At 47.6% G+C, this 11,933-nt stretch carries 10 protein-coding genes; 9 read left to right on the top strand and 1 reads right to left on the bottom strand.

The genetic code is table 11. The features are described from left to right. Positions 1-78 precede the first annotated feature (78 nt). From CN378_RS13155 to CN378_RS13175, 5 genes are all read left to right on the top strand, one after another. Positions 79-2,502 carry a PAS domain-containing protein gene (locus CN378_RS13155; RefSeq protein ID WP_179884915.1) on the top strand — a complete coding sequence of 808 codons (2,424 nt, stop codon included), beginning with the start codon at positions 79-81 and terminating at the stop codon, positions 2,500-2,502. A gap of 273 nt (positions 2,503-2,775) precedes the next feature. Then, entirely contained in the window at positions 2,776-4,092 is a 1,317-nt protein-coding gene (locus CN378_RS13160) for an FAD-dependent oxidoreductase (protein WP_098352608.1), read from the top strand. Beyond that, the gene (locus CN378_RS13165; protein WP_098352609.1) at positions 4,089-5,078 is read left to right on the top strand and encodes a class I SAM-dependent methyltransferase; all 990 of its coding nucleotides are present in this window, start codon (positions 4,089-4,091) and stop codon (positions 5,076-5,078) included. The genes CN378_RS13160 and CN378_RS13165 overlap by 4 nt, the downstream gene beginning before the upstream one ends. Before the next feature lie 283 nt (positions 5,079-5,361). Continuing rightward, positions 5,362-6,678, top strand: a complete 1,317-nt coding sequence (locus CN378_RS13170) for a lysine N(6)-hydroxylase/L-ornithine N(5)-oxygenase family protein (protein WP_257141137.1) — start codon at positions 5,362-5,364, stop codon at positions 6,676-6,678. A gap of 62 nt (positions 6,679-6,740) precedes the next feature. Beyond that, positions 6,741-7,256: a type 1 glutamine amidotransferase domain-containing protein gene (locus CN378_RS13175; protein ID WP_098352612.1), complete on the top strand. Its 516-nt coding sequence runs from the start codon at positions 6,741-6,743 to the stop codon at positions 7,254-7,256. Between the two features lie 153 nt (positions 7,257-7,409). Here CN378_RS13175 and CN378_RS13180 read toward each other — a convergent pair whose 3' ends face one another. After that, entirely contained in the window at positions 7,410-7,634 is a 225-nt protein-coding gene (locus tag CN378_RS13180) for a DUF1128 domain-containing protein (RefSeq protein ID WP_098352614.1), read from the bottom strand. Positions 7,635-7,908: 274 nt separating this feature from the next. On the opposite strand from CN378_RS13180, the gene CN378_RS13185 reads away from it, so the two are divergent. From CN378_RS13185 to CN378_RS13200, 4 genes are all read left to right on the top strand, one after another. Next, the gene (locus CN378_RS13185; RefSeq protein ID WP_098352615.1) at positions 7,909-8,328 is read left to right on the top strand and encodes a hypothetical protein; all 420 of its coding nucleotides are present in this window, start codon (positions 7,909-7,911) and stop codon (positions 8,326-8,328) included. Between the two features lie 17 nt (positions 8,329-8,345). Continuing rightward, on the top strand, positions 8,346-9,188 hold the full coding sequence (locus tag CN378_RS13190; protein WP_098352617.1) for a YihY/virulence factor BrkB family protein: 843 nt from the start codon (positions 8,346-8,348) through the stop codon (positions 9,186-9,188). A 113-nt stretch (positions 9,189-9,301) separates the two neighbouring features. Continuing rightward, a complete protein-coding gene (locus CN378_RS13195) occupies positions 9,302-11,041 on the top strand; it encodes a sensor histidine kinase (protein ID WP_098352619.1) in 1,740 nt (579 codons plus the stop codon). Continuing rightward, positions 11,038-11,763: a LytR/AlgR family response regulator transcription factor gene (locus CN378_RS13200; protein WP_098352621.1), complete on the top strand. Its 726-nt coding sequence runs from the start codon at positions 11,038-11,040 to the stop codon at positions 11,761-11,763. The genes CN378_RS13195 and CN378_RS13200 overlap by 4 nt, the downstream gene beginning before the upstream one ends. The last annotated feature ends 170 nt before the right edge of the window (positions 11,764-11,933 follow it).

The following is an 11,933-nucleotide window of genomic DNA, read 5'->3' on the forward strand; positions in this document are numbered from 1 at the left end:
AATGGACATTGACCATTTATATGTTCTTAGAGGTAGGGTAAAATGGTGATAAATAACGTTACAAAAAAGGAAGGTACTATGGCTGAAATGCACCCCTATCATGCATTGAATGTAGATTCAATTCCAGTCCCGGCAGCAATAATCGATGTGAAACAGCATTTTTTTATAGAAGAAAATGAAGAATGGAGAGGGATCACCCTCAAGGAAGACAATCTTCTTCTGAAAATTATGGAAGACGAGGATTATTCCATTCGCCTGAATCAGCAATCGTACAAATTCAAACGAAAACCGATCGATGATTCCAAAGCATTGGTCATGATGATCCCACAGGGTTCCGGTGTGCCGCATGATCATTCTCATTCGGCCATTTATGAGTCCCTCATCCACAACACCCCGACGTGTGTATGTATCATCAATAAAGACGGGAATGTCATGGAAATGAATCATTCCTTCCAGGAGCTGTTCCAGATTTCCGATGATATTCTCGGTGAGTCCCTGTGCAGGCAGTCCCCCCTTCAGAATCAACCCTTTATGACAATCGTCAAGAATGGTTTGAAAGGGTTGAATACGACAGGTGAAGAAGTGACCTTCGATATGGGGAAACAGGGGAAGATCACCTGCAATATCACAATTTCACCGGCGAATTATAAAACAGATGGGACCGTGGATAGTGTAGGGATCATCCTCCACGATATCACCGAAAAGAAAAACTATGAAAATGAGCTGATGTCCTTAAAGGTGGAACTGGAAAATACCCTTCGCCTTCAAAAGACGATCACCTACAAGATTAAGAAAAAAGATCAAGACTTTATCATTGAAATGGCTGCGGGTGAGCTTTTGAATAAGCTGAACCTGACGCCATCAAAGGTGATCGGGAAGACAATCCAGGAAGTGTTCGATTTCCATCACTTAGGGAAAATCCAGCCGAAGCTGAAGCGGATATGGGAAACAGGAGAAGAACTGACGTATGAAGATGAATACAAGAAGTTGGAGTATTTGGCCTCCATCGTCCCTGTGTTTCAAAAAGGTGTCGTCGTCGAGATCATTGTTTCCATATCAGACATATCCTTGATCAAGGATATCCAGAGAAAACTGATGGAAAGCGAGCAGAAGTACAAATCGATCGTAAAATACAGTCCGGACAATATCTATATGGTCGATACAAATGGGATCATCCAGGAAGTGAATCCCGCCGTGAAAACCCAGTGGGATCACATCTCTCCCCATATGATCGGCAGTCATTTCAGTAAGTTCATCGCAAAGGGCAGCAAGGAGACGGCCATCAAACAATTTGAAGTCGCCCTTAGGGGAGAAGCGTCAAGATTCGTGACCACCTTTGAAAATGGAGAAGGTGGCAAAAGCCATGTAGCCGTGACCAATATCCCCATCCGGGTGAAAAATAAGGTCATCGGGATTTACGGCTTCGGGCAGGACATCACGGAAAAATTGAAGATGGAAGAAGAGCTGAAGGAAGCGAAAGAACTGCTTGAAGCGTACTTTGAGCATGCCGGGGATGGCATTGCCTTATTGGATCCCGAAGGAAACGTATTGAAGGTGAATCAACAGTTTGAATCGATGTTCGGGTGGACGAAGGATGAAATTACCGGAAGTAAGATCACCTTCCTGCATCAGGAAGATCAGGTCGGGCAGTTCAAGCAGAATCTTGAGACGGTGAAAGACGGGAAACGGATCAAAGATTATGAAACCGTCCGGTACCGAAAAGACGGTTCTCCGGTGGAAATCGCTTTTAATATGAATCCGATCTTAAATGATAATGGCAGCCTGATCGGTATTTCCGCGATCATCCGTGACCTATCAGAGAAGAGGCGGAACGAGGATCTACTGAAGAAGTCAGAGCAGCTGGCGATGATCGGACAGCTTGCTGCCGGGGTCGCCCATGAAATCAGGAATCCCCTGACCACTCTGAAAGGCTTTCTTCAGCTCATGAAGGAAAATGCCGAGGATGACTTTTACCTTGGTGTCATCCAGGGTGAACTTGACCGGATCGAAATCATCACCAATGAATTCCTGGCGCTGGCGAAACCAAGGGCCGTCAAGTTTTCCCTGACATCCCTGACGAGCCTCCTTACAAGCTCTGTAGAGTTCATTAAGATGGAGTGCCTGAAGCAGGGGGTCGATGTGAGGTTCTCAGTGGAAGAAGCCGAGATCTACTGTGATTCCCACCAAATGAAACAGGTCATCCTGAATGTGATGAAAAATGCCCTGGAAGCGATGCCTTCAGGTGGACTCCTCAGTGTCCATCTTGAAAAAGAGGACGGCTACGGGAAAATCTCGATTCAGGATAATGGAAGCGGGATCCCGCCCGAACGCATGAAGCATCTGGGCGAACCGTTCTACAGTACGAAAGAAAAAGGGACGGGACTCGGACTGATGATTTGTCAAAAGATCATCAAAGAGCACCACGGCTCACTATCCATTCAGAGCAATGTAAGCGAAGGGACCACCGTCACGATCCTCTTACCGATTGCAAAAGAAAAGTAGAGCGCACTCCACGATTGAGAGTTGAATCTTGTCGTGGAGTTTTTTTATTTCCTCTGGTATTGTCGATTTTTCAAAGGGGGACAATCCGACAAATAATGAAATGTATTGGAGGGGGGAAGCCTGCATCGCTGATATTTTCCGGGAAATAGTGGGTTCTGCAAAATTCTTCGTTGTGCTCTTAAAGAAAGAAAGTTGTCACCTCATGGCGAGAGCACACCGGCAAGTTTCAACATCCAGGAAATAGGATATAGGAAGTGAAAGAGGTGAGGAGAGATGAAGACGAACGTGTTGATAAGCGGTGGAGGCATCGGCGGTCTGACACTAGGGCTGAAACTCGCCCAATGCAAGATCGATGTGACCGTCGTCGAGCGGTTACCGGGGCCGGGTTCCGTCTACAAAGGAGAGCTCCTCCAGCCGAAAAGCCTGGAAATATTCGATTCACTGGGGGTCATTGACAAGGTCTTTCAAAACGGACACAGCATCTCGGACCTGGAACTGATCGAATTGAAACATTCCAAATCGAAAGCTGAACATTCCACCATGAGCTATTCGATCCTTCCGACATCATACCCTTTTTCACTCATGATCCATCACGAAACGCTGAAGGATATCCTGAGGGAAAAAGGAGAGGAGTATCCCTCGTTCCATTACCGGGCGAATACCGCCTGTAAAAAGATAAGCGGTCATACCGTGACCATCGAGGACCGGGAGACGAAGGTGGAACAAGAGATTCATAGTGACTTCATAATCGGGGCTGAGGGAAGGAGCTCGGTGACCCGTGACTATATGGATGTGGAAGTAAAGGAGAAGAAGTATAATCATCATTTCCTGACCGTCACATTCCCCCGTCCGGAACAAATGGTGAAGGGGCGGATCATTTCTACATATCAATCATTCCTGGGTCTCTTTCCGCTCCCGAATAATGAAGTGAGATCCGTTTATCTCATCCCGGCAGGTGAATACAAAACACTCCGGAAAAAACCGATTTCCGAGTTTCATAAACTCTACGTCGAAATGTGCCCGGATCTCGACGGGTATGTGGACCAGATAGAAGATTGGAAGAAGATCCAGCTGATGGTCCCGTTGAAATATCATGCGGAAACGTATGTGAAGGATCACCTTGCCCTCATCGGGGACGCCGTCCATACGGTTCATCCCATGGCCGGGGAAGGCATGAACATGGCGATACAGGATGGCAGCATCCTCGGGGAACTTCTTTGTGACATGTATGCAGAAGGGAAACTGGATCCGGCCAATCTGGAGTGGTATCCAAAGGTACGGAAAAGGAGGGTCGCCCACCAGATGCATCTAAGTCACTTATCTGCCCTTGTCTACTCTTACCCATACAGGCCCGTGGGATGGCTCCGGAATAAGAGCCTGCAGAGGATGGAAAGGGATTCGATTTCCCACTATAAGCAAATGCTCAACATCTCGGGTCTCGGCATGTGGAGGGAAACCCTTTATGACCGGATGATACAGGGAGGCATGCTCCCCATCAGGCGTGACTCGTTAACAGAAGATGAGAAATCAATGACCAAATTTACGGCAGACCAGGATTACCCCTGGAAAGGAAAGGAGGCACTACAATGATTGGAGAGATGGTGAAGGTATGGCGGGCACGGACATGGATGAAAAAGAATGTACCGTTCCTATACAGCTGGCATGCTTACGTCGGATATGAGATGGACCTGTTCGATAGTTTTACAGAGCCTGCTTCGATTCAGGAAGTGGCGATTGCAAGAAACATCGAAATGGATCTCCTCGAACAATGGGTGGAGGTAGGAATAACCATCAAGCATCTGAAACGGGTGGAGGATTCGAAAGTCACGACGAGGAACAGGTGGAAGCTTCCGACATCCAAAAAAGATCCCCATTCATCAGGGATCCTCCTGAAAGAAATGATGGAACTGCATATACCGGCCCTGTTGTCGTACCCTCAATTATTGCGCAATCAGACGAGACAGCACTTCAACTCGGATGTCCATGGTTCGACTGTCGCGAAAACGTCGATCCTGTTGGAACGCTTTGCCTTTCCCAAGGTGCAGAAAGCGATTAAAAAATACAACGTGAATTCCATATTGGACCTTGGCTGCGGTGAAGGCGGTTATGTGAAGAGGATAGGTGACCGCTATCCCGATAAGAGAATGGTAGGGATCGAGATACATGAGGCAGTCGCGAAAGCAGCTGAAGAATCGCTCAGTGACTATGAAAATATTGAAATCCTGTGCAAGGACCTGCATGAATATGAGCCCGGACAGCGCTTTGACATGATCATGGCCAATAATCTCTTTCACTATATTGATCCATCCGAACGCCTGCAATTCTTTGAAAAGGCTTCGACATGGCTCGGGTCAGAAGGACTCTTCTTTGTTCTGACTCCGATGCAGAAATCAAAGCACGGGAAGCAGTTCTCGAGTGCCTTCAACAGCTTCTTCATGACCTTCCAGAACTTATACCCGATCCCTTCCCAGAAGGAAATGGAAACACTCGCCGGGAAAACCAATTTCAAGGTCGAGTCCGTCGAACCGATCGTGAAAGAAGGCGGATGGTACGTGATGATTTTCAGGAAAAACTGATCCTTTTGAAGGGGGTTGGTTTTTTTGTTTTTTGGGGGGGCGAGGGTACTGGATATTGGTGTTTTCAGCTGTTGAATAATTGGTGAAAATCAGCAGCTGAATAACCCAGTAAAGTCAGCAGCTGAAACATCCTCAAATATCACCTGTCAAAACCCTAAGCTGAATCACCGGCTGAACCCCCATGACCGCACACCCGTCACAATTATTTTCACCAAACAGGGTAATCGTCCATCGGTTTAGGGTAAAAATAGAAAGGAAGATCATGAATGTGGAGGAGAGCCAATTGAGTAGACACGATGTATATGATTGTATCGGAATCGGGATCGGTCCGTACAATTTAAGCTTGGCGGCCCTGATGGAGGAGAAGACGGATCTGAAGGTGAAGTTTTTCGATCAGACGCCTGAGTTCCAGTGGCACCCCGGGATGTTGATCAATCTGACGGATCTGCAGGTTCCGTTCATCGCGGACCTGGTGACGTTCGCGAATCCCCAGAGCCGGTACAGTTATTTGAATTATTTACATACCCATAATCGTTTATATAAATTTTTCTTTTTTCAAAAATTTGAAATGCCAAGGCAGGAGTACAATGATTATGCCCGCTGGGTAGTCAGTCAGCTTGGCTCTTGTCAATTTCATAGCGAAGTGATCGGGGTCACGGATGTTGGCGACTGCTATAAAGTCGTGATCGATAACCGCTTGACCGATGAGCGGGAAATTTATTATACAAAGCACGTGGTGATGGGGACAGGGAGCAAGCCTCTGATTTTGGACGGAATGGAAGGGCTTCCGGATGAGGATGTTCATCATACAAGCAAATACCTCTTTTATAAGAACAAGACGCTGGAAGGATCCGCGATTACGATTGTGGGATCCGGTCAAAGTGCTGCCGAGGTATTCTTTGATTTGCTGAAGGAGCAGGAACATCATTCCTATCAGCTGACGTGGCTGACCCGTTCAGAAGGGATCCTGCAGCTTGAGTCATCAAAGCTCGGGCAGGAATTCTTTGCGCCGGATTATGTGGATTATTTTCACGGGTTGTCGTATGAAAAGCGGATGGAAGCCCTGAAAACGCTGGATCAGCTCCGGAATGGAATCGATCCCGATACCCTCAATCAGATTTACAACATCCTTTATAACCATTCGGTCGGCGACCAGTCACCGAGCATTACGATCCAGCCATTGACGGAAGTGAATAAGATCCGGGATGAGGGGGATGGCTACGTCTTGAATTGCCGCCAATGGCAGGAAGAGCGCGATTTTTCCCATCAAAGTGATAAGGTGATTTTGGCGACGGGGTACAAGCCGAATATCCCAGAGTGGTTTTTTGATGAGTTCGAGGACAAAATAGAGTGGGAAGATGACAAGAAATATAAAGTCTCCCGAAATTATAAGCTCCAGTTTAAAGAGAAGCCGGAACGCGATCATCATTTCTACACGGTGACGAGCCTTGAGCATTCCCATGGTGCAGGGGCGACGAATCTGGGACTGGCCGTTGACCGGAATATCCAGATCATCAATGATATTGTCGGGAAAGAAGTGTATCAAGTACAAAGGAATACGATCTTTTCCCAGTTCACGATGGATAATAAAGGGTTTTAATTTGTGTGTGAAGGGTAAAGTACAAGTGTGATAATAAAACAAGAGTAGGAGTGTTACATTTTATGGCTAAGATTGCAACGTTAATTACAGACATGTTTGAAGATGTAGAGTTTACAGATCCTGAAAAAGCGTTTAAAGAAGCAGGTCATGAAGTCGTGACCATTGAAAAAGAAAAAGGGAAATCAATCAAAGGGAAGCAGGGCGATGCAACGGTGAAAATCGATGAAAGCATCGATGACGTCAACCCTTCAGACTTTGATGCCCTGTTATTGCCGGGCGGATTCTCTCCGGATCAGCTGCGCGCAGATGACCGTTTCGTGAAATTCACGAAGCACTTCATGGATGAGAAAAAACCGGTATTCGCGATTTGCCATGGTCCACAATTACTGATCACGGCAAAAGCATTGGAAGGACGAAAAGCGACGGGCTTCAAGTCCATTAAAGTAGATATGGAATATGCAGGTGTGACATATGAGGATAAGGAAGTCGTCGTTTGCGGAAACCAGCTTGTCACAAGCAGGACGCCGGATGACATCCCGGCATTCAACCGTGAATCACTGGCGCTTCTTTCTAAATAAGACAGGTAAATGAAAGGGGGCATTCCCCAAGGTATTGTATACCTTTGTGGGAATGCCCCTTTTTTCTACATTCAGCTCAGGTAAAGAGTGCCTTTCCGGTGTTCCCTGCATGATGCTTGTCGGGACTTGACCGGATCGCCTGCGCTTTTGTTCTTACTTTCTTCTCAGGCTGCCCATTTCCTCAATGATCGCGTTCATTTCACTCGGGCTGAAATGATCTTTGCGATTCACCATGACATACAGGTCGTGGAGATCTTCGTACATTTCTTCGTTAAAGTCCTCGGGCTTAACGGCACCCGCATTGACCATTCTTAGTTTTTCTTTAATGGCTGTGACCATGAATTCGATGTTTTCCGTTGTGTTTTGTGATAAATCCATCTAAAATCGTCCTTTCTGACGTACCTATTCTTATGTTTATCTTTCCATGATTCGTTCATCCTGTCAATAAGCCGTGGAAAGAGTGACTCGTGGAGGATTTTTTTGGGAAGATGTTTTACACTATAAAGGAATGGGAAATGAGTAGATAAGCTAATACGGCAGAAAAAGATGAGTTCACAGTATCTTTGTCGAATATATGATTCAGTGGAATCCGGCTGCAGCCGATTACTAAATAAAATAAAAGAGGACAATCATTTGAAGGAGGGTAATACATATGGGTAGTAACAAATTTTTCAAAGGGGTCATACTGGGTGCCGTTACAGGGGGGCTTCTTTCCCTGCTGGACAGATCGACCCGTCAGGAAGTGGGCTCCACATTAAGAAACAGCGGTCATTATATTTCCACCTATTCAAAAAATCCTCAGAAGCTGGTCGAGTCGTCGAGGGAAGTGTATGAGAAATTACGTACCACGGCCGATCAGGTCAGCAGGGACATTCATTTCATCAGTGAGAAGGTAGATGAAATCAAAGGGTTGACCCCGCAGGTGAAAGAAATCATCGAAGAGACGAAAGAAACCTTTGAAGACTCGACAGAAGCATATAAAGATACGTTTTCAGGTCACGAAGCATCAAATGAGCTCACTGCACAGGATGAAGAAAGTCAGCCGATTGCTTCTTCCTTTAAGGGGTATTAATGAAATGAGGTGAAAGCATGACGGATAAGACGGTCAAAGGAGGATGGAAAGGATTTTCAAAAAGCCTGTTTGGCAGTATCAGTGCGAATGATGTAACGGGACTTGCCGCGCAAATTGCCTATTACTTTCTTTTATCGCTCTTTCCACTGCTTATTTTTATCGTAACCCTGCTCCCATATTTGCCGGTGAATCAGGGGGACATACTGGGTGTCGTCAGGGATTTTGCTCCGGGTGAAACGATGTCGATGATTGAGGAAACGCTTCAGGACGTCATGTCGAACCGGAACTCCGGTCTGCTGTCCGTCAGTATCATCGCCACGATCTGGTCGGCTTCGAATGGGATGAACGCCATCGTGAAGAGCTTGAATCGGGCGTATGATGTAGAGGAAACAAGATCATTCATTGCCACTCGCCTGATGTCGATCCTATTGACATTCGCCATGATCCTGGTATTTGTCGTCGCTCTCTTACTGCCGGTATTCGGAAAACAAATCGGCCTGTTCCTCTTTTCTCAATTTGGATTTTCAGATCAATTTTTAGCAATATGGAACGGAATTCGCTGGGCGATCAGTCCGATCATTCTCTTCATCGTGTTTGTCGGATTGTATTATTTTGCACCAAGTAAGCGCATCAAATGTTTAAGTGCGTTTCCGGGTGCGATCTTTGCGACACTTGGGTGGGTTCTTGTTTCCCTGGCGTTCTCCTATTATGTAGGGAGCTTCGGAAATTACTCAGCCACATATGGCAGCATCGGGGGGATCATCGTCCTCATGATCTGGTTCTATCTGACAGGGATCATCATCATGATCGGCGGGGAAATCAATGCCCTCGTCACCATAAAGGACAACGATTCATGTTAAAATGGGGAAAAAGCACTCCCCTGACATAGTAGAGGATAAAGAAGGGGAAGATTCTATTAAACGACACGTTTAGTGGGTCTTCTTTTTTTGTGTGAAAAGCGAGGTGGGAGCGAATGTTAATTGCGGCAATGGTCGAGAGGCTTGGCATCATCGTGACGATTGCCTTTGTGATGACGAGGATCGGCTTCTTCCGTCATCTGATCGAGAAGCGGACCCATGTAAAAAAAAGGCAGACGCTGCTTCTCATCCTGCTGTTTGGATTCTTTGGGATCGTCGGTACATATACAGGCTTGATCGTGAACCCGTTTCAGGAAGAATATACAAAGTGGCAATGGCATCTTCAGCAGAATGAAGCAATTGCCAACTCCCGGGTCATCGGAGTCGTGGTGGCCGGACTCCTAGGTGGACCGTGGATCGGTCTTGGGGCTGGGTTGGTTGCAGGTGTGCACCGGTATTTCCTTGGCGGATTCACGGCCTTCTCCTGCGGGATCTCGACGGTTTTAGCAGGGCTTTTGGCAGGCTGGATCGGGAAGCGGGAAAAGAAGAACAGGCTCGTTTCCCCTCAGAAAGCATTTCTTGTAGGGTTTGTGGCGGAAGGCATGCAGATGCTTCTCATCCTTCTTTTATCCAAACCATTTGATGATGCTTATTTGCTCGTGTCGGATATCGGCTGGCCGATGATCCTGGCCAACGGAATCGGTACCGGCATATTCCTTCTTATCATCAAAAGTGTTTTTTATGAAGAAGAGAGGATGGGAGCAGCCCAGTCCCAGAAAGCGCTCCGCCTGGCCGACAGTACGGTGCAATATATGAGGAAGGGGCTGAATGCATCGTCAGCCCGGGCAACGTGTGAAATCCTGATGAGGGATGTGAACGCCCTCGCCGTGTCCATCACGAATACGTCCCATATCCTGGCCCATGTCGGACTCGCTTCCGATCATCATCACGAAGGCAGGCCGATCCAGACCGAAGCGACCAAGAGGGTCATCGAAACCGGTGAGCTGATGAAGGTGGGGAGGGAAGACATCCAGTGTGACCGGAACGGGTGCCCACTCGGGGCGGCCATCATGGCTCCTCTTTTAAAAGGGGAAGAGATCGTCGGCACGCTTAAATTCTATTTTCATTCGGAAAAAGAAATCTCCCCGATCCTGATGGAACTGACGAAGGGGATTGCCACCCTCCTGAGCCATCAGCTGGAGCTTGCGGAAATCGATACCCATAAAGAGCTCGCAAAGGAGTCTGAGGTAAAGGCACTGCAGGCTCAGATCAACCCGCATTTCCTGTTCAATACCATCAATGTCATCGTGTCACTGACGCGGATCAATCCGGATAAGGCGAGGACCCTGTTGATTTCCCTTTCCCAATTCGTCAGGCAGAATCTTACCGGGAGCACGAAATCGACGTCCACCCTGAAAGAAGAAGGACAGCACGTGAAAGCGTATCTTGCCATCGAAGAAGCACGATTTTTTGACCGGCTGGAGGTTGTCTATCAGATCGAGGAAGACGCTTTACAGGCAAAAGTCCCTTCCATCACCCTGCAGCCCCTTGTGGAAAATGCGATCAAGCATGGAATGAAGAATGTGGAGGCCGGGTTTGTATTGACCATTTCGATCTCAATGGATGGAGATGAGGTGACCGTCCGGGTCGAGGATAACGGTGCGGGAATCAGTGAAGAGAGAGTCGGCAAGCTTCTGCACGAACCGGTGCCATCACATTCCGGTACCGGCATCGGACTGTATAACGTGAACAAACGATTGGAAATGATGATGGGGAAAGATGCGGGTCTATCAATCCGATCATCCATTGGAAATGGAACCACCGTAGAATTCAAGGTGAGGAGGGAAAAAGAATGAGAGTCGCCATCATCGATGATGAACCCTATAGCCGGGAGGAAATGAAGCATCTCCTGAGGGGGTATCCCTGGGCGGAAGTGGTCGGAGAAGCAAGCTCTGCCGAAAAAGGCCTGGAAATCATTTTAACGAAAGAGCCTGACGTCCTGTTCCTGGACATCGAAATGCCCGGTATGAGCGGAGTGGATCTTGCCGAAGCCCTGCAGAAGATGAAGCACAAGCCTGAAATCGTCTTCGCGACGGCGTACCCTGACTATGCCCTGAAAGCGTTCAGGGTCGAGGCTGTCGATTACCTGCTGAAGCCCTTTGAAGAGGACCAGCTGGCGCAAACGATGGAGAGGCTTAAGCACCTGTTAAAGGTGGGGGATAAGGACCAAGCCCGTGAAAATCCATCCATGGGGAAGCTCGCGGTACAGGACGAGGATAAGATTGTGTTCATCACCCCCCAAGACATTCTGTATATCTTCCGGGAAGAGCGCGAAACGTTCATCTGTACGGAAAAGAAAAAATACACGAGCCGCTTGCCGATCAAGGAGCTCGAAGCAAAGCTCAGCACCTATCCGTTCTTCCGGGTCCACAAAAGCTATCTCGTACAGCTGCCCTTCGTGGAGGAGTTGATTCCATGGGGGAACGGCGTGTACCAGCTGAAGGTCCACGGGGCGGACGAGGCGATACCCGTGAGCCGGAATTATGTGAAGGAATTGCGGGAGCGGTTGGAGTTGTAGGTGTGTATATGTACCAGGTACAATCGGTGGGATTTGTACCAGGTACATTTTTTTATTTTTGTACCAGGTACAAAACGGTTGATGGGTGCCTGGCACAATGAAGCTTGTTGGTGCCAGGCACCGGCCCATTTCCCAAAGCACGTCAACCCCTGCTTCCTGCATTTCAGGAC

The organism is Bacillus sp. AFS015802 (assembly GCF_002561455.1).
Taxonomy (GTDB): Bacteria; Bacillota; Bacilli; order Bacillales; family Bacillaceae_B; genus Rossellomorea.